The 18,594-nt window shown below is 60.5% G+C and carries 15 protein-coding genes and 3 pseudogenes; 10 read left to right on the forward strand and 8 right to left on the reverse strand.

Annotated features, from left to right (window positions below; all coding sequences use genetic code 11):
• Window positions 1-85 precede the first annotated feature (85 nt).
• Genes O9Z70_RS05275 through O9Z70_RS05285 form a run of 3 tightly spaced genes read left to right on the forward strand, consistent with a single transcriptional unit; the run spans window position 86 to window position 3,259 of the window.
• Window positions 86-1,576, forward strand: coding sequence for a UbiA family prenyltransferase (locus tag O9Z70_RS05275; protein ID WP_286021434.1), 1,491 nt, complete (start codon window positions 86-88; stop codon window positions 1,574-1,576).
• The gene (locus O9Z70_RS05280; RefSeq protein WP_286021435.1) at window positions 1,576-1,992 is read left to right on the forward strand and encodes a GtrA family protein; all 417 of its coding nucleotides are present in this window, start codon (window positions 1,576-1,578) and stop codon (window positions 1,990-1,992) included. Before O9Z70_RS05275 ends, O9Z70_RS05280 begins: the two co-directional genes overlap by 1 nt.
• A gap of 40 nt (window positions 1,993-2,032) precedes the next feature.
• Window positions 2,033-3,259, forward strand: a complete 1,227-nt coding sequence (locus O9Z70_RS05285; protein ID WP_286021436.1) for a hypothetical protein — start codon at window positions 2,033-2,035, stop codon at window positions 3,257-3,259.
• Window positions 3,260-3,296: 37 nt separating this feature from the next.
• On the opposite strand, the pseudogene O9Z70_RS05290 reads toward O9Z70_RS05285, so the two are convergent.
• Window positions 3,297-3,412, reverse strand: a pseudogene (locus O9Z70_RS05290) (IS5/IS1182 family transposase); the annotation flags it as partial.
• A gap of 1,574 nt (window positions 3,413-4,986) precedes the next feature.
• Here O9Z70_RS05290 and O9Z70_RS05295 point away from each other — a divergent pair.
• From O9Z70_RS05295 to O9Z70_RS16320, 4 genes and pseudogenes are all read left to right on the forward strand, one after another.
• The gene (locus tag O9Z70_RS05295) at window positions 4,987-5,442 is read left to right on the forward strand and encodes a DUF2924 domain-containing protein (RefSeq protein WP_286021437.1); all 456 of its coding nucleotides are present in this window, start codon (window positions 4,987-4,989) and stop codon (window positions 5,440-5,442) included.
• Window positions 5,439-6,764 carry a recombinase family protein gene (locus tag O9Z70_RS05300; protein ID WP_286021438.1) on the forward strand — a complete coding sequence of 442 codons (1,326 nt, stop codon included), beginning with the start codon at window positions 5,439-5,441 and terminating at the stop codon, window positions 6,762-6,764. The genes O9Z70_RS05295 and O9Z70_RS05300 overlap by 4 nt, the downstream gene beginning before the upstream one ends.
• On the forward strand, window positions 6,761-7,144 hold the full coding sequence (locus tag O9Z70_RS05305) for a ParB/RepB/Spo0J family partition protein (protein WP_286021439.1): 384 nt from the start codon (window positions 6,761-6,763) through the stop codon (window positions 7,142-7,144). Before O9Z70_RS05300 ends, O9Z70_RS05305 begins: the two co-directional genes overlap by 4 nt.
• A 141-nt stretch (window positions 7,145-7,285) precedes the next feature.
• Window positions 7,286-7,483 (forward strand): annotated as a pseudogene (locus tag O9Z70_RS16320) (IS91 family transposase); the annotation flags it as partial.
• Window positions 7,484-7,607: 124 nt separating this feature from the next.
• On the opposite strand, the gene O9Z70_RS05310 reads toward O9Z70_RS16320, so the two are convergent.
• From O9Z70_RS05310 to O9Z70_RS05340, 7 genes are all read right to left on the reverse strand, one after another.
• Window positions 7,608-8,729, reverse strand: a complete 1,122-nt coding sequence (locus O9Z70_RS05310) for a serine hydrolase domain-containing protein (protein ID WP_286021440.1) — start codon at window positions 8,727-8,729, stop codon at window positions 7,608-7,610.
• The gene (locus tag O9Z70_RS05315) at window positions 8,726-9,544 is read right to left on the reverse strand and encodes an ABC transporter ATP-binding protein (RefSeq protein WP_286021441.1); all 819 of its coding nucleotides are present in this window, start codon (window positions 9,542-9,544) and stop codon (window positions 8,726-8,728) included. The genes O9Z70_RS05310 and O9Z70_RS05315 overlap by 4 nt, the downstream gene beginning before the upstream one ends.
• Window positions 9,541-10,629: a FecCD family ABC transporter permease gene (locus O9Z70_RS05320; RefSeq protein ID WP_286021442.1), complete on the reverse strand. Its 1,089-nt coding sequence runs from the start codon at window positions 10,627-10,629 to the stop codon at window positions 9,541-9,543. The genes O9Z70_RS05315 and O9Z70_RS05320 overlap by 4 nt, the downstream gene beginning before the upstream one ends.
• Complete coding sequence (locus O9Z70_RS05325; RefSeq protein WP_286021443.1) at window positions 10,629-11,672, reverse strand: FecCD family ABC transporter permease; 1,044 nt, start codon at window positions 11,670-11,672, stop codon at window positions 10,629-10,631. Before O9Z70_RS05325 ends, O9Z70_RS05320 begins: the two co-directional genes overlap by 1 nt.
• The gene (locus tag O9Z70_RS05330) at window positions 11,669-12,706 is read right to left on the reverse strand and encodes an ABC transporter substrate-binding protein (protein ID WP_286021444.1); all 1,038 of its coding nucleotides are present in this window, start codon (window positions 12,704-12,706) and stop codon (window positions 11,669-11,671) included. The genes O9Z70_RS05325 and O9Z70_RS05330 overlap by 4 nt, the downstream gene beginning before the upstream one ends.
• 25 nt (window positions 12,707-12,731) lie before the next feature.
• Window positions 12,732-13,988 carry a D-serine ammonia-lyase gene (dsdA, locus tag O9Z70_RS05335; RefSeq protein WP_286021445.1) on the reverse strand — a complete coding sequence of 419 codons (1,257 nt, stop codon included), beginning with the start codon at window positions 13,986-13,988 and terminating at the stop codon, window positions 12,732-12,734.
• 91 nt (window positions 13,989-14,079) lie between these two features.
• Window positions 14,080-15,000: a LysR family transcriptional regulator gene (locus O9Z70_RS05340; protein ID WP_286021446.1), complete on the reverse strand. Its 921-nt coding sequence runs from the start codon at window positions 14,998-15,000 to the stop codon at window positions 14,080-14,082.
• A gap of 79 nt (window positions 15,001-15,079) precedes the next feature.
• On the opposite strand from O9Z70_RS05340, the gene O9Z70_RS05345 reads away from it, so the two are divergent.
• The 3 genes and pseudogenes from O9Z70_RS05345 to O9Z70_RS05355 form a co-directional block, all read left to right on the forward strand.
• Window positions 15,080-16,678 carry a serine hydrolase domain-containing protein gene (locus O9Z70_RS05345; RefSeq protein WP_286021447.1) on the forward strand — a complete coding sequence of 533 codons (1,599 nt, stop codon included), beginning with the start codon at window positions 15,080-15,082 and terminating at the stop codon, window positions 16,676-16,678.
• A gap of 6 nt (window positions 16,679-16,684) precedes the next feature.
• Window positions 16,685-18,205, forward strand: coding sequence for a M81 family metallopeptidase (locus O9Z70_RS05350; protein WP_286021448.1), 1,521 nt, complete (start codon window positions 16,685-16,687; stop codon window positions 18,203-18,205).
• 33 nt (window positions 18,206-18,238) lie between these two features.
• Window positions 18,239-18,472, forward strand: a pseudogene (locus tag O9Z70_RS05355) (transposase zinc-binding domain-containing protein); the annotation flags it as partial.
• Between the last annotated feature and the right edge of the window lie 122 nt (window positions 18,473-18,594).

Below are 18,594 nucleotides of genomic sequence, written 5' to 3' on the forward strand. Positions count from 1 at the left end.
TCATTAACCATGTGAATTTAAGACTTTAAAATTCTCTTGTGCAAGAACGTAGCCAAATCGATAGGAATTGGATGGGACCCGTTCAATGAGCACCGACAGTGTTACCGCTATAGCCATTGATAGCCGCATGACGGAGGCGGCGCCTTTGGTGTTGGACGTCGATGGTGCTTTGCTGCGCACGGATTTGCTGCATGAGTCCGCGATTGCTTATGTTAAGATCAATCCGTTAGGCCTTATATTTCTGGTTTGGTGGCTGATCCAAGGCAAGGCTGTATTGAAGCGTAAATTGGCCGAGCGCGTACGGCTCGATATCGAGCATCTGCCAATCAATACCGAATTGGAAGCGTATGCGCGCCTCGCACATGACAATGGCCGAACCATCTGCCTGGCAACCGCCGCTGATGAATTGCTGGCCATAAAATTAGCCCAGCGCTTCGACTTCATTAGCTTCGTCATTGCAAGCAATGGCCGCAGAAATCTCAAGGGACTCGCCAAGGCATTCGCCTTGAAGGAGCAGTTTCCCAATGGCTTCGTCTATGCCGGCGACAGTCGGTCCGATCTGCACGTTTGGACCGCCGCAACCAGCATCGTGCTCGCCGGCGCCAACTCGGCCACTAGCCGCCAAGCGCGAGCGCTTGGTAAGCCGGTGGAAGCTGATTTTCCACGTCCTCGCCTGGGCTTGCGGGGCTGGGTCAAGGCCCTGCGGCTGCATCAATGGGCCAAGAATGTCCTGGTCTTTATGCCGCTGGTACTAGGCGGTCTCTTTACCGATCTGACTGCCTGGACAAATGCGGCATTGGCGTTTCTTGCCCTGGGTATTCTTGCCTCAGCGACCTACTTGGTCAATGATATTTGGGACATCGAGGATGACCGTCGGCATTGGACCAAGCGCCATCGTCCGCTGGCCAGCGGACTGATGACGGTCAAGCAGGCTGTTATCGTCACTCCGCTGGCCTTTGTCGTCAGTCTGGCCCTGGGGGCCATGGTCGGTCCCGCAGTGGTTGCGGTGCTTCTGGCCTATCTAGTACTCACCTTGTGCTACTCCTTCGGCTTCAAGCGCAAGCCAGTGCTCGATGCCTTCACGCTGGCCTCGCTATTCACCTTGCGGCTGATCCTTGGCATCGCGGCGGTGGGAGTGGTCGCATCGCCCTGGCTGCTGGTATTTTCCATGTTCCTGTTCACCTCTTTGTCCTTCGCCAAGCGACAGACGGAAGTACTGCGCCTGATGGAGAAAAAACAGGATACGGGCGACAAGATTTTTGGCCGGGGCTATTTCGTCGCGGATGCCCCCTTTATCTTGGCCATGGGCGTATCGTGCGGCATGGCGTCGATTCTGATCATGGTGCTCTATCTGACCCAGGATGCCTTGCTGGTGGATTTCTACGGCAACGCGGACTGGCTATGGGCCATTCCCGCCATATTGTTTCTGTGGCTGTCGCGCATCTGGATGCTGTGCCAACGCGGCGAGTTGCTTGATGACCCGGTGGTCTTCGCCATGCGCGATCCGAAGAGCCTGATGCTCTGCGCCGGCCTTGGTCTGTTCTTCGCCATGGCATGTCTGGGCGTACCCTACTGATGGAGCGCTTGCCTCAACTCGTTCGTTTCCTTCTGCTCGGCGGTCTGGCCGCCGCCGTCAACTGGCTGGCGCGAATCCCCCTCTCAGTCTTCTTGCCTTTCGATATGGCGGTTGCGCTGGCCTATCTGATTGGCATGTCGGCCGGGTTCACGCTGTACCGCAAATATGTATTTCCCGGTGCCTCGCGGCCGCTCATCGAGCAGGTCCTGGTATTTCTGGGCGTCAACCTGGCCGGCGCCGCTGTGGTGTTGGGGTTGTCTAGACTGTTCCTCGATATGCCGTTTGGAATCGGCTTGCCGCCCCTGTTGCGTGAGAGCGTCGCCCATGGCTTTGCCATCGGTATCGGCGCAGTGGTGAACTTTCTCGGGCACAAGCTGCTGACGTTCCGACCTGCGGGCTCCGGCGCTGACGCCTGACCAGCATCCGTAATCGCTCCATACTCGACCTAAGAGAGAAATGTCTGTTCAACGCATCGTAATTTCGAGCCTGCTGGCACTGCTGGTCCTGGCATTTTTGGGCGTGTTTGGCCTTGCTGCCCTCCGTGAACTGCCCGAAAGCAATTCTTACGCGCTTCTGGCCGAGGGCTGGCTGCAGGGACGCTTCCATACCGAGCACTGCTTTGATGATGATTGCGCGCTCTATAACGGGCTCATCTACATCATCTTTCCACCGATGCCGGGCATCATTTCACTGCCTTTCGTAGCGTTGTTTGGCGTCGGTTTTAACTTCTTCATACCGCTGACCATCATGGCTTTCGCTATCACTGGATGGATGTGGTGGGGCATTTTCATCCGCGAAACGAATTCGCGCGATCTGACCATCCTGCTGCTCCTGATGGTGCTGTTCGCCACGCCCCTCGCCTTTGTCACCCTGCGCGGAGATCATGTGTGGTTCTTTGCCCAGACCTGGGGCTTTCTGTTTTCGACCGGGGCGCTCTATTTTGCGCTGGTGCGGCGCAATGCCTTGCTTGTCGGGCTCTTCATCGGCATGGCGTTCCTGTCCCGCCAGATGACCATTCTCTATCTGCCATTCCTCTATGTGCTGCTGCTGCCCCCTGAAACGCCGCTGTTCCGGATCGACATGGCCGCATTTAAACGTGCCCTAGCTCTGGCGGCCCTCCCGATCTTTGCCCTGGCAATCTATTTCGCATACAATTACGTCCGGTTTGGCTCTCCTATGGAAACAGGCTATTCCTATATTTTCCCGGTGGAATTCGACGAAGGGCCGGGAGCGGGATCGTTCCTGAGCAACCGGGTGCGAGAACTCGGCATCTTCTCTGACCAGTATTTCCTGTTCAATCTGGTCTATATGTTTATTGCCGGACCTCATGTTGAGTTCGCCGGACGCTACATGACCGAACTTGTCGGGTTCGACATCAACGGCGCTTCGCTGTTCCTGGTAACGCCGGTTCTACTGCTGGCCTTACTCGCTCCCTGGAATCGCAGTTTCTGGTTTGGTCTAGGTACAGCCGGTCTAATCCTAGTCCTGACGCTGTTCTATCATTCCAACGGCTTTTCCCAGTATAGCGCCCAGCGTTACACGTTGGACTGGTTGCCGATCCTGTTTGTATTCTTGGCGCGAAGCGTCAAGCCGGCCTATGGGCCGCCGCTGTCCATCTTCACTGCCTACTCCATGGCAATCACGCTGAGCATGATCGCTCTGGGTGGGTTTCTGGCAGCATGACGGTCAGCATAGCCACCATCGGCGAACACATGACGCTGTCGGCGCTGTGCACCACCAATTCACCATCAGGCCGATCGCGTCGATGACAATGTGGCGCTTACCGCCATTGATTTTCTTGTCGGCATTATAATCCCGTCTGCCGCCACTTTCGGTTGCGATCGCGATCTGACACAAGAGCCGTCTCCACAAAATGGAGATGGCTTTCGCACTGAAAAATCCCCCGGCAAGTCTGTGGATAAGTCTGTGGATAACTCGCTGACCATCTCCAAATTAGAGCCCCAACCATCTCCAAATTCGGCCCCCAACCATCTCCAGTGGAGTGGAGACGATCCTGTAATAGAACCAGTAAAAGAACCTTCGCGGGTGCGAGCACCGATTTCTAGGCCTGTGGAAAACTCGCCCGAATGTCCCAAACGGCGCGCCGCGATCGTCGCTGAGATGGCCCGAAAATATCCCGCCCTGATCCGTCCACCCCGAGCATCGGTTGAGGACGCCGGCGAGCGATCTGGTGAGGCGCTGCGCCAGGGCCGTCACCAGATCGCACCGGCAGGACCGGTTCGGGACAGTCGGAAATAGCTAGCAAGGAGGAACGAAGGATGACCGACCAGCTCACGCCAGCATGGCTTGAGGAGCGCTTCGAACAGGCCGTCCACACATTGCGGCGGCTGCCCAATCCGCGGGGCACGACGCCGCGAGGCTATGCGTCCTCATAGCCGGACTATGCCAATGATCCTGGACAGTCCTACGGCTACCCGATGCCCGCGTCCGCATGGCGGCGCTGGGCTGAGGCGCTGCTTACCATCTCTAAGCGTCTGAATAAAAAGCACAAAGCTGGCGAAGCCCGCTCCCCATCAAAAAATGCGCCGGACGAAAGCGTGGTTGAACCGGCTCCCGACGTGGTTCGGACGTTGTTGTAACGGCGTGGGACGTTGAACTTTTGGCGCGACACAATCGGGTCAAATCTGGCAGATTCTGGATATGCTCGGGGAGAGTTGGCGACAGGCGGACAGCAGTGTGTTGAATTTCTCATCTTACTACGTTGTAAGCGGCTCCACCCCGATGCCCGCCCCGTCCTGCCATGCCGCCCCCTTCGGGTCCTTCCGGGCGGCGACCGTATGCGGGGTGGCTTTGCCCACCGCTTCGCCAGCGACAGAGATTTTTTCTGGGTGCGCACCCTGGGTGCGCACTTTAGGTGCGCACTTCGGGTGCGCAGATGCGCATTGCCGGGTACGCAGGTACGCAGCCTGGGTTCGCAGGTGCGCACTTTGGGTTCGCAGGTGCGCACTTTGGGTTCGCAGGTGCGCACCCTGGGAGCGCAGGTGCGCACTTTGGGAGCGCAGGTGCGCACCTCATACGAACGGAACGCTGCGCCAGCGGGATCGGGCACGTCACGGGCATTTGCGGGGCTATCGAACGCTTGGGGCGTTGCTCATGCTGATATCGTCGGTGGCCAGGGTTGTCCTCACAGGGTCTGCACTTCGCTGGGCGTCATCTGATGGGTGAGGGGAGGGGGCCATGCTGAAGGCTGGCCCCAATCCTCTTTCTCCGGCGCTGATGACGCCAGCGGAGCGGCGCCGGGACCTCTGCCAGTTGCTTGCTGCTGGTTTGCAGCGCCTCGTTGCGCGTCAGGAAAACTGCAGTGGATACAATGGGCTGACCGAGATTGTTCGCCTACACAACCGCGCAGAACCATGCCGACATCATCATGATGATCCACGGAGGTCCCCATGAGCAGTCCCGATTCCATCCCGACGCGCCTCGTTGCGTTGAAGACGGCCACGACGCCGGACCTGAAACAACAATGGCGCGATCTGTTCGAGAACGAACCGCCGCCGTTCAATCGGCGTTATCTCGAAACCCGGCTGGCCTACCGTATCCAGGAACTCAGCCTTGGCGGCCTGAAACTCGAAACGATCCGGCGGCTGGAGCGGATGGGCGAGGCGCTGGACGGCGGCGACCGGAAGCAGCGCAGCATCCGCATCGACCGCGACCGGCCTATCACCGGCACACGGCTGATCCGGGAGTGGCAGGGTGTCGAGCATGTCGTCACCGTGACAGTTGATGCATTCGAATGGCAGGGGCAGCCTTATAGATCGCTATCCGCCATTGCCCGCGCCATCACCGGCACCCGCTGGAACGGCTGGGCCTTCTTCGGGCTCAAGAACCACAGACGCCGGGTATGACGCGGTCTTTGGAGAAAATGGCGGCGGTGCGCAAACTGCGCTGTGCCGTTTACACCCGAAAGTCTTCCGAGGACGGGCTGGAGCAGGAGTTCAACAGCCTCCATGCCCAGCGCGAGGCCTGCGAATCCTACGTCGCCTCCCAGCGCTCCGAGGGCTGGGTGCTGGTCCGCGACCACTATGATGACGGCGGCGTCTCGGGCGGGACGCTGGACCGCCCCGGCCTGCAGCGGCTGATGGCCGATATCGAGGACGGGCTGGTCGACGTGGTCGTCGTCTATAAGATCGACCGCCTCAGTCGCTCGCTGGCCGACTTCGCCAAGCTGGTGGAAATGTTCGATCGGAACGGCGTGACCTTCGTCTCGGTGACGCAGTCGTTCAATACCACCACATCGATGGGGCGGCTGACGCTCAACATCCTCTTGAGCTTCGCCCAGTTCGAGCGCGAGGTGACCGCCGAGCGCATCCGCGACAAGGTCGCCGCTTCCCGCAAGAAGGGCATGTGGATGGGCGGGGTGCCGCCCTATGGATACCGGGTCGAGAACCGCAAGCTCGTCATCGATGATGAACGCGCCGAACACGTCCGCTGGATCTTTGCGCGCTTTATCGAGATCGGTTCGGGCACGGTGTTGGCGCGGGAAGTGGGGCAGCGCGGCATCCGCACGCCACGCGGCAACCGCATCGACAAGAAGTACCTCTACCGACTGCTCAACAACCGCGCCTATATCGGTGAGGCGGTGCACAGGGGCGACAGCTATCCCGGCGAGCACAAGGCCATCGTCGATGGCGAGACGTGGAACAAGGTTCATGCCATCCTGCAGGTGAGTCCGCGCAAGCGCGCCGCGCGGACCCGCACCGACACGCCGGCGCTGCTCAAGGGCCTGCTCTTTGGCCCCGATGGCGCCGCGTTCTCGCCGACCCACACCAGGAAGGGCGGTAAGCTCTACCGCTACTATGTCAGCCAAACCGTGCTCAAGCATGGCGCCGGATCGTGCCCCGTAGGCCGCGTGCCCGCGGGCGAAGTCGAAATGGCCGTGATCGGTCAGCTCCGAGCCGTGTTCCGCCAGCCGGAGATCATCGCTGGAACGTGGAAGGCCACGCGTAACCTTAACGAAGATATCACCGAGGCTGACGTCCGTGCCGCCCTGCAGCAGTTCGATCCGCTGTGGGAGGAACTCTTCCCCGCCGAGCAGGCGCGCATCGTGGCGCTGCTGGTCGAGCGGATTGATATCGGCGTGGATAGTCTCAATATCCGGCTTCGGGTGGACGGGCTCAGCGGTCTCGCGCGCGAGATGCTGCCTGGCAGCATGAAGCAGGCCGCATGACCAATGTCTTGCCCATCACCGAAACCATCTCCCTCCACGTGCCCTTCCGTCTCGTCAAACGCGGTGGGCGCAAGGAGATCCAGCTTCCCGAGGGCACCCCGCCAACGCCACGCGCCGACGGCGCCCTGCTCAAGGCCCTCGCCCGCGCCTTCCGGTGGAAGCGGCTGCTGGAATCCGGCGAGTTTACCACCATCGCCGAACTGGCCGAACGCGAGAGCATCGCGCCTTCCTACATGACCCGCGTCCTACGGCTAACGCTGCTTGCGCCCGATATCGTCGAGGCGATCCTGGACGGCAAGCACCCGCCGAAGATGACGCTGGCGTGGCTACTGGGGCCGTTTCCGGTAGATTGGAAGCAGCAGGGGCATCACTTCGGATGAGCGCCAGACTAGCCGACAGCATCATTCAAGGAAGCGAGCTTACGCAGATCTTCGCACTCGGCCTGGGCCAACGCGGGCAGTTGAACTCCCCTCCGCATCTCATATCTCGCGTGAAACGTCCTTGGTTCTTGGATCGGGTGTTTCCACCGTATCCGGCACTACGGCCTGCTCGCCGGCTCTACCCCCAAAAACAGCCAGGTCCGCGACATGCTTGGTGTGGCGCCACACCGAAAGGACCGACGGCCGCCGAGGGCTCAGACCAGCGCCCGCCTTGTCCCTGTTGCGGCGGCACCATGGTCGTTATCGAGACCTTCGCAGCCATGGTACCAGCCTCGCGCGTTCGGTCATCCCGGACTTTCTGGCGCCTATCGGCAGCCGAAACTCTTCAGGGCAGGGGACAGACAGCCGGCAACGTCCGATCATGAAGGCAAAGCCGACAGTAAAGCGGACGAGATTGAATCATTCATCGGCACCGGTCCAAAGCCGCCCATAGCTTTGCCCCCAGATCATCCATGGCTCTTCGGCCCGGTGGGTCGCCGACATTGGTGGTGACAACCACGCCAAGGTCTACCGCACGATCCAGCCAGACGGTGGCGAACCACATAGTGTTACTGCCCGTGTGCATAAGCACCTTCCGGCTTGGAGCGCAGGGGTGAGGACCGACCTGCCAGCCCAAGGCGTAGTCCTCGCCCGCCTGGGGCGTATGGAGCAGGGCCAGCTCTTCAGCTGCGAGATAGGCCGGCTCGCCGCCCAAATTGGCAGCCATGAATTGCGAGAGGTCGCCCAGCGTCGCGTGGAGGGTGCCGGCCGGCCCCATGGCGGCAGGATTGTCGGCATTGACCGAGACATCCACGCTCCGGAAGGAGCCGCCGGCGAGGCTATGGCCGAGAGCATTATCCATCGCGCCAGCCATGCCTGGTGCGCCAAAACCGGTGTCATGCATTGAGAGCGGCGCGAATACATGCTGCGCCATGAGATTTTCCCAGCTGTCACCTGCAACGGCTTCGAGCATGGCGCCCGCGACGACGTACCCTGCATTGGAATAGATGTAGCGCCCTCCCGGAGCAGCCTGTGCGGGATAGGACAGGATGGCATTGACCAGGTTCTTCCGGTGTGCAGCGGTATCGAGGTCCGCGCTGCGCAGCCCGGCCCATACATTGAGGTCTAACAGATTGCTGAGCATGCCACCGCGGTGGCGGAGCAACTGGCCGAGGGTGACACCCCGATATGCCGGGTTCATTGCGGGATAATCCGACCCAAGCACATCCCCAACCGTGGTCCTGAGCTCGATAAGGCCATCAGTCGCCAGTTTGACGGCAAGAGTGGCTGTCATCGCCTTGGTGAGCGAACCGATATGCCAGCGGTCATCAGGCGTGACTGCCGTGCCGGTCCCCCTTGCGCGTTCTCCGTCGGCGCCGCTGGCCACCATCCCTTCGGACGTGACAATGACGTAGCCTGCCGCCGGCAGCCGATGCTGGTTCCGCACCTCCTGCAAGACCGTATCGAGCTGGTCGTTCGCGATTGTTGCGCTGCCGGTGGTTGCGATCAACGCCCCTAACGTCGTGCCGATCAGGCGCTTCCTCATGCCTTGTTCTCCCTGGGCACGGAGCGGTGTGCGATGATGAACGGCGTGCCATGCCGCGGATCCTCGATGACGGTGGCCTCAATGCCGAAGACATCGTGAAGCATCTCGGGGGTCACTACATCCCATGGCGCGCCCGCGGTCACGATGCGTCCGCGCTTGAGAACGACCAGATAATCCGAGAACTGGGCTGCCTGGTTGAGATCGTGCAGCACCATGACGACGGTCATGCCCTTTCGCTGATTGAGGTCCCGGATGAGCTCGAGAACCTCAAGCTGGTGACCGACGTCGAGATAGGTCGTCGGCTCGTCGAGAACCAGCAGGTCGGTCTGCTGGGCAAGGGTCAGCGCGATCCAGGCACGTTGCCGTTCACCGCCCGAAAGAGAGTCCACGTCCTTGTGCATGTACCTGGTGAGTTCGACCTGGGCGATGGCCGCATTGATGGCATCGTGGTGCTGACGGCGGAGCATGCCGAAGGGACCGACGCGGGCGTAGCACCCCTGCTCCACGAGGTCCCGAACCGTAAGGTTCTCCGGCGCGACCGGGGACTGCGGCAATACGGCCATCTGCTGGGCCAGCTGCCGGACCGACAGTTTTGAGATGTCGCTGTCGTTGACCTGTACCGTGCCTCCGGTCTTGTTCAGGAGCTTGGTGCAGACCTTCATGAGCGTCGACTTTCCGCACCCGTTCGGTCCGATCAGCGTGGTGATAGCGCCACGCGGCACGTTGAGATCGACCCCGTCGAGGATGGTGACTTCACCGTAGCCGGCTGTGATGTTTGTGGCCTTCAGGGCACTGGGCAGGTTCGTCGTCGTCATCCGCGCAGCTTTCTCAACAAAAACAGGAAGAAAATTCCGCCAACCAGATTCAGAAACAGGCCGACCGGCAGACTTTGGGGGTTCATGGGTATTCCAAGCAGGTCACCCACCATGCTCGTCCGGAATGTCCTGGCGACGAAATCGAGCGACACCACCAGTGTGCCCCCGAGCAGGGCGACAGTGGGCAGCAGCCGGCGCAGATCGGTGCCCACATACCAGCGCACCATATGAGGGGCCATGAGGCCCACAAAGCCAACGCCTCCCACCGTACAGACGGCCAGGCTCGCCAGGAGGCAGGCCGTGAGCAGCACGAGGCCACGCGCTGGCACGACCGGCTGACCGAGCCCCTGAGCAATGCTGTCGCCTAGCTGCATGACATTGCCGCGGGGAATGGACATCACGATCAGCGGCGAGATCAGGACGACGCCGACCGAAACGATCACAACGTCGAGCCAGGTCGCCTTGTAGAAAGATCCCACAAACCACGAAAGCAGCGAGTGCAGCATCTCGAAACTCGGTGCCCACAGGAAGGCGATGGTCATGCCCGAGGAAAAGAACCCGCCGACCAGCACGCCGATCAAAATGAGATTCATCGACTGGCTCCGCCCCGAGAGGCTTGCAAAGAACCAGGTGATCGCGGTGGCGGTCAGGCCGCCGCCGATCGCCAGCATGGGGGTCACGATGCCGACCCATGCCGGATCGATCTGCGGGCCGAAGATGCGGTAGATCCCGACAAAGGCGATGGCGCCGCCCGTCACACCGGTGAGGCCGGGATCGGCCAGCGGATTGCGGTAGAGCGACTGCAGCAGCGCCCCGGACATAGCTAGTGTCGACCCCACAAGTATCGCCAACAGCGCCCGCGGCAGGCGAAGATTGGCAGAAAGTGCCTCCAGCCGGTCATAGCTCTCTGGGTTGGCGATCATGTCGATCACCATCAGCGGTTTCAGCGTGACGTTTGCACCGAAGGCGATCGAAACTGCTAGCATGCCGACGAGCAAAATCCCCAGGCAGGCGTTGAGTGTCAGCGTACGGCTCCAGCGCTGGTCCCGGTCCACAACGGGTGGGGGATGTGAGATGGCGTTCATCAGCCGGCCCTCCTCAATCTCATGCTCAGGAGCGACAGGGCTACTGGAGTAATCACGACAATGGTCCAGACCCCTGCGGGTACCTCGACGGGGAAGAACAGCAGTCGGCCTGCCGTATCTGCTGCCACGGTGAGGAATGCGCCACACAGGGCCGACAGGATCATGACTGGTCTGGCGCTCGAATCCGCCATGATGAACCGCGAAATATGAGGAGAGAACAGGGCGATGAAGCCCAGAGGGCCGATGACCGCGATGATTGGGCAAACCAGCAAGAGGGCGATTGCAAGCAAGGCAATGCGCGCCTTCCCCGGGTTCAGCCCGGCACCCGATGCCATCTCGTCGCCGAGCTGTAGCAGGTTGACGGCCTTGGTGCTGAACCAGGACGGGATCAGGCCCGCCAGCAGCCACGGCCAGAGGCTATGGAAATCGTCCCAGTACAGCCCGATCAACGATCCCGCCGTATAACGCAGGTATCCGGCAAGCCCGCCACTGGTCGTGCGGTCATAGGGAGCGGTGAAGATGACCATTGTGGTCAGGACGGCGAAAAGCCCCGAGACCACCACGCCGGCCAGTATGAGCCGCACCGTACTGCGGATATTGGAGGCGGCGAAGAGCACGATCGCGCCCGCCCCAGAACCGGCGATCAGGCAGAGAACGGCGCGTGGAAAGTGCCCCGGCAGCAATTCAGGATAAATGGCAGCCACAGCAACTGCCAATGCGGCAGCCTGGGATACGCCCAGAAGGCCGGGGTCGGCCAGGGGGTTGCGGAGAGATCCTTGCATCAGATAGCCCGCAACGCCCAGTCCTGCTCCCGCCAGGATGGCAACGAGAATGCGCGGCAGCCGAGTGCCCACAATGAGAAAGTTTGCCCGCCCCTCAGCCTCGGGGCTGCCGATCAGCGCATTCATGACTTCCCAGAATGCAAAGTTCGGCCGACCAGATGACAGGTTCAGATAGCCAAGGAAGATGACGCCCAGAACGAAGCAGCAAGCTGCGCCCCAGAGGCGCAGCTTTTTGGGCAATTCGTGCCAAGCCCTGATCATTTCGGAAACTTCACCTTGAAGATTTCGGGATCGAGGACCAGAGCGTTGTGTTCATAGTTGAAGTCGGAGAAGTGTCCCGGATGTGGGATACGCCGGTCGACCACGTAATGCACATATTCGGAGATCGCGTGGGTCATGCCCCGGGTGGAGCAGCAATAGTAGCGTTCACCGCCATAATAGACCTGGTCGTTGGCGACGGCGCTGAGCTGGTTCCAGAACGGATTGACCGACCGGTCATAGATCGGGTTGGGGCCTGCACCCTGCCCGGCAGTATTGGCCGCGCCCTGTAGAATGATCCAGTCAGGGTCCTGCGCCAGCACCTCCTCGTCGCTGACCGTAACTTCCTGCGCACCCGACACGTCCATGCACTTGCCCACGCGGTTGGGCGCGATCAGCACGCAGAACGGGTTGTCGTTCCCCATGGAATTGAAGGCCGGGTCCCAGGTCAGAATACCCAGAACAGTGGTATCGGCATGCTCATCCGATCCCAGATAAGCCAGGTTCGCCTCGACATTGCGCCACCGCTGGATCGCTGCTTCAGCAGCCTCGTGAGCACCGGTCAGCTTGCCCAGCGTGCGAATATTGTTGACATATGCTTCTGCGCCATAGGCGCTCTCAGCGTAGCCGGATGCTTCAAGGTAGAGGATCGGCGCCGGGGAATTGGCAGCGAGCCCGGCCACTTCATCGACCGTGAAAGCCACGGCGACGATCACGTCAACATCGGCGGCCGCCCATTCTTCGGGGCTCAGGCCATCCTGCAGGATAACCGGAGGAATCCCGGCCTGGAAAGCGATGTTGAAAGGCCGGCCGTCCGCAACGTTTGTTGCCCAGGCAGCCGCCTGGGGCACCAGCCCGAGGTCGCCCATGGTTTCATGACAGCTCCAGTGGTAGCACCCGATACGCGGCGGGTTGTTAAATGTATGCTCTACCCCTAGCGCATCGGTGATGGTGAGGGGAAAACCCTCCTGCGCGGCAACGCCCGGCACTATCGCCAGGCCTGCCAGCAACGTCGACACTGCAAATACTGTTTTCACTTTGCTCCTCCACTTATTCCACTATTCACCGCAGCAGCGCGGCGAATTCGGCGTCCGGCAACTGCGCACCGCCGGTCGTCCAGACGATATGCGTCGCCGCTTCAAACCAGGATGGTCCGTTGGCGTCCGAACGCATGAGATCGAGGGCAGCAAATCCTGCTGCGGCAGATGGTTCAAGGCGCAGGGACTGGGCTTTCCAGGCCCGGTTCACCCATGTCAGAAGCTCCCGGTCGGCGACCGTAACAAATCCGGCGGCCAGACGCGAAATGTACTGGATAGCCAGTCTGGAAGCCGAGGGTACGGCCAGCCCATCCGCAATGGTTTGATTGTTGCAGCCATAGTCATAGGCCGAGACCTGCCTCTCAGATCCGGCAAGGGTCTGCACCAGCACGGCTGGGGCCGCTACGGGCTCGACCAGGATGCAATGAACGTGGTCGCCCCAGATGGACTTGAGCCCGAACGTCACGCCCCCAGGCGCGCCGCCCACCCCGCACGGGAGATAGACCGCAAGAGGCCTGCCGGCGGTAACCTCGATCCCCGCCGCATCGAGCTGAGCTGCGAGGTCCCATGCGGCAGCCGCATAGCCCTGGAACAGCGCCAGCGAGTCCTCATCATCAACGAAATAAGCGCTTTCAGTCGCCCTCGCTGCGTCCCGCGCAATGCCGACGGCCGCGCTGAAATCGCCATGATGGGTGTGCACGACGACGCCCAGCTTCCGCAGGCGTTCGATCTTCCAAGCCTTGGCGTCGGCCGACATATGCACCTCGGCACCAAAACCCAGGGTTCTGGCCGCTAGCCCCACGCTGTAGCCGAGATTGCCGGTACTACCGGTGACGACACTGTGCTGGGCAAAGAGCGCACGCACTTCGGGATCGAGCAGGACGAGAGAACTCTCGCCATGGGCAACAAGACCTGCCTTCTGTGCCAGCTTGCGGGCATAGACCAGAACTTCGTAGATGCCGCCCCTGGCCTTGATGGTTCCGGTAACGGGCAACAGATGGTCGGCCTTGATCCTGACGGCCTGCGTGCCGGGGGCAGAGAGCAGATCGGAATGCGCATCGAGCAATGGCGAATCTATACGCCCCGAAGAGGCGGCCAGTTCGGGAAAAAGTTCGGCCAATAGCGCGGCGAAATAGGTCCAGTCCGCAACAGCCTCCTTGACCAGACCGGGACCGCTGGGGGTCAGTTGGAACGCCTCGTCGGCTGGAAGCACGTTTGGGTTCGGCACATAACTCGCAATGCCGCTTCGAATCCGCTCTTCATAATTGAGCTTGGTCGTCACTATATCCGGCCCCATGAACCCTTTACCTATGCGTGCAGTCTAGGAAGGCCGACATGGGAAGAACAGACAAATTAGCTAACTAAAACATTAGCTACTCTAATAATTCATGCAGATCTTTCTGGAACTGGCTGATCAACCAATCCAGCACGATCTTGACGTCAGGGCGCAAATTTCTGCGCTGCGTGACGAGGTAATAGCGCAGCTCATTTATGCTGGTGGCGCCGGGCATGGGCACCAAAGCGCCACGCCCCATCTGCCTGCGGACCACGAGTTTGCGACCCATTGCAATGCCCACGTCTTCGGCAGCGGCCCGGTAGCAAAGCTGGACCAGGTTCACGAACAGGTCTCGCGTCGGGAAATCGAACGGCAGCCGACCGCGCCTTTTCCAGATATCCCATTCCGCGCTGGCTGCGCTGGGCTCCGGCCACGGCAGCGCATCATGCAACAGTGTCACACTCTCGACGGCGTCGGCTTCGAGGGAAGCAAGAAGATTGGGCGAGAGGACCGGGAACACCTCCTCGGAAAATTCGGCAACCACCGTGCCTTCGCTAGGCACGTTTGGGCTATATCGTATTGAAATATCAACGTCTTCTTGGTCCCCGTATTCCAAAACGGTGCCCATATCGGCAAGGATGGTCACCTCAATTTCAGGCTGGACCCGGTAGAATTCGGCCGTCTTTGGGGTCAGCCATTCCAGGGCCAGTGACGGCACACAGCTGATCACCACCGGCCGTTTGGTCCGCGCTGCCTGGAGTTCAGATATGCTCGCATCGATCAGCGCCAAGCCGTCATCGGTAGCCGAGAACAGCCGCTCACCCTGTGGGGTCAGCCGTATACCGCTGCGATGCCTGCGCAGCAGGACCATGCCGAGCCTTTGTTCGAGGCGTGCGACCCGCTGCGAGACGGCGCTTTGCGTTACCGAAAGATGTGCACTCGCCTTGATAAACGATCCTGTCCTTACGACGGCTCGGAAAAACACCAGATCGGAAACGAGCGTAGGGTCAGCGGACATCGATAGCCTCATATAAGCACACGTGATACTTGACCATCCGTTGGCCGACATGCAAAGCCTAATGATGGGGAGGCAGGACATGACGCTATCAAGCACAGATCAGCTCCAGGAAATCGAGACGTTTCTGGCGCCTTACAGGCATGAGACCGGTCCCGGATATGCCATCGCGCTGGTGAGCGAAGATGGCGTCGATTGCTTGTGTTCCGGGCACGCCCGCATCGAGGATGCGCGTCCAATCGAGCAATCAACCCTTTTCCATGTCGCCAGCATATCCAAGCAATTTACCGCATATGCCGTGGCACAGCTAGGCGCAGCAGGCCGGCTAGACCTCGATGGGGACATTCGCGAGCACTTGCCTTATGTGCCCGGGACCAGCATCACCCCGCGCCATCTGGTTCAGCATACAAGCGGATTGCCCGACCAATGGGATATGTTTGCCATCTCGGGTCGCTCGTTTCAGGATTACCTGACCCAGCAGCAGATCGTACGCATGGTCGGCAACCTGCCCCGGCCCGCCTTCTTGCCCGGAGAGGCCCACCGCTATTGCAACACGGGTTATACCCTTGCTGCCGAACTGGTTTCGGCCGTCACGGGGCAGTCGTTTGACGCCTATTGTCAGGAGAAAATCTTCGGGCCTGCCGAGATGCGCAACAGCCATTTCCCATTGCGAAGTGCCGCATACAACCCGCAGATGGCGCTTTCTTATGCTGATGAGCAGGAGGGGTTCAGCCAGTTCCTGCTGAACTTTGCCAATTGGGGCGCAACATCGCTGATCACCAACCTTGACGACCTCGTGTCGTGGGCAAAGTTCCTTCTCGCCACACCGGCGGACTCGGCTCTTTCACTTGAGAAACTGGGCGCGCCGGGCAGGCTCAATGATGGCCGGCCATTCCGCTATGGCTTTGGGCTGACAAGCTATCCGCTCGCCGGGCAGAAGACTTATGCGCATACTGGTGTCGATGCCGGCTATCGGGCCTGCACAGCCTATTTCCCCCGCAAGCAGTGCGCCATTGTGCTGCTGGGCAACATGCCACTGCCGAGCATGCACATTGTCGAGCATCTGGCGGCCATCTGGTTCAGAACGAGCCCCTCGCGGTTTCCTGCCAGAGAGCGGGAGCCGGTGCGCGCGGGCGACCTGCCGGGCCTGATCGGCCACTATCATTCCCCCTCAAGACGTTTACTCTCGATCTCGTCGGATGACGGGAAACTGGTTGCCGTTGTGGCAGGCCAGCCGCGGCGCCCAATTTACCATGGCGAAGGCGTCGTCGATTTCGGGGTCGATGGCCCGGGCCGTTTCGTGCCCGAATTCGATGCCAGCGGGAAGGTGGCAACACTGACTTCGGCCTTGCCGCAGGAATTCTCTGCAGAGGGCATTCAGTACACCCGGGAGGACAAGCATGTCCCTAGCGATGCCGAGCTTGCATCCTATGCTGGGCGGTACCACTGCACGGCCTTGAATGTAACCTATGAGCTGACACTGAGCGACGGGCAGCTTTCCGTTGAAGCCACGTTCGGGCCTTACGGAATCACGCTCTGGCCAAGCCTAAAAAATCGGTTCGATGGCGATGGTGCAGGCATTGGCAGCATAGTTTTTGAGCGTGACGCAGCGGGAAACGTCGTCTGTTTCCGATGCGTGTCGGATCGCCACGACAATATTTATTTTGATCGCATTGATTGAGCAGCCATGTCCAGACGCTACCGGATTGCCGTAGGCGGATTTCTCCACGAGACCAACACGTTCGTGCCTGGCCGGGCCACCCAGGGCTCTTTCCAGTCCGGCGGGGGTTATCCCGGGATGTGCTTCGGCAATGATGTTCTTTCCAGCCTCGACGGCGTTAATTGCGGCCTTGCGGGCTTCATCGAGGCCGCCCGGACCGACCATGAGCTGATCCCGCTAAGCTGGGCGGTCGCCGTGCCGTCCGGTCCAGTGACCGACGAGGCCTTCGAGTACATTACCGGCAAGATCGTCGATACGCTGAAGTTCGATTGCGAGATAGACGCGGTTTATCTGGACCTTCACGGCGCGATGGTGACGGAAAGCAGGGACGACGGAGACGGCGAGATACTGCGGCGTGTGCGGGCCGCCATAGGCGAGGACATCCCGATCGTTGCGAGCCTCGACCTGCACGCGAACGTATCGCCATTGATGTTCCAATGCGCCGATGGTCTGCTCTCGTATCAGACCTATCCGCACATAGACATGGCCGAGACAGGTCGTCGCTGCTTCGCATTTCTCAAGGAGGCCCTGGCCCGTGGGCGCCGCCCCTACAAGCTGTTCCGGCAGCTGCCATTCCTCATTCCAACAGTTGCCCAGTGCACACTGCTGGAACCCGCAAAGGGTATCTACGATCAACTCATCGAGTTCGAGCGCAGAGAGGGTGTGTCCAGCCTCTCATTCAATCCGGGCTTCCCCGCCGCCGATGTGAAGGATTGCCGTCCAAGCGTCACAGGATATGGGTGGGATGCCTCGGAGGTCGCCACCGTCACCGATGGGCTGCTGAAGCTGATCGAGGCCAACGAAGGGGCCTTCAACTTCCCCCTCCTGTCACCCGACGAGGCGGTGCTGGATGCGATGGCGCATGCCAGCCCGGGCGGGCCGGTGGTGATCGCCGACACGCAGGACAATCCCGGTGGTGGATCAACATCGGACACAATGGGAATGCTCAGGGCGCTGCTGCGCCACAATGTGGAGAACGCGGCGATCGGCCTTATAGCTGATCCGTCCGCAGCAGAGACGGCACATCGGAGTGGTGTTGGCGCCACCCTCAAGATCGCACTTGGCGGCAGAGGCGGATTTCCCGGTGACGAGCCGCTTGAAGGGGAATTCCTGGTGGAGGCATTGTCCCAGGGCGAAGTGAAAATGAGCGGTGGCCTTTACGGCTACGGCACGGGACAGCTGGGCAAGTCGGCTTGCCTGCGGATTGGCGGTGTTCAGGTCGCCGTTTCAAGCGTTGTCAGCCAGATGGCGGATCAGCAGATGTTCCGCTTCGTCGGTATCGAGCCCAAGGAAAGGGCTGTGGTCGTGGTGAAAAGCACCATCCATTTCCGTGCCAACTTCGACACTATATCGACGCGCACCATCGTCGCCACCGCCCCCGGCGGAATGATCGCCGATTGTTCCCGGTTGCCTTGGAAAAACCTGCCCCCCGACGTGCGCACCATGCCTATGGGCAAAAAACTAAGCGAGCGTGCGATATGGACTTAGGCGCCGAAGGCTTCAGACTGCGGGCATCGGCGGACCGCGTATAACTCTTGTCGCAATCGGCGCTGTACCCGGTGCCAGGGCGCCGCAGCCAGCAGGCCAACCTTCTCCCTGTCGGCTACTTCCATGTGGTGTTCACGCTGCCCGCCGAGATCGCCGACATTGCCTTCCACAACAAGGCGCTTGGTCTACCTGCTATTCAAGACGGCCTCCCAGACCATGTTGACGATCGCCGCAGATCCCAAACATCTGGGCGCCCGCATCGGCATCGGTTCACTTGCTATTGGCCGACCCGATTTGAGGCGCGGGTCTTTTTCACCCTTTGGGGTGATTAAGCGGCTTCGCGGTGCTGCTATCTCTCCCAGAGACCATCGAAATCAAAATTTTCATGT

It is taken from the genome of Devosia sp. YIM 151766 (genome assembly GCF_030285925.1).
GTDB lineage: Bacteria > Pseudomonadota > Alphaproteobacteria > Rhizobiales > Devosiaceae > Devosia.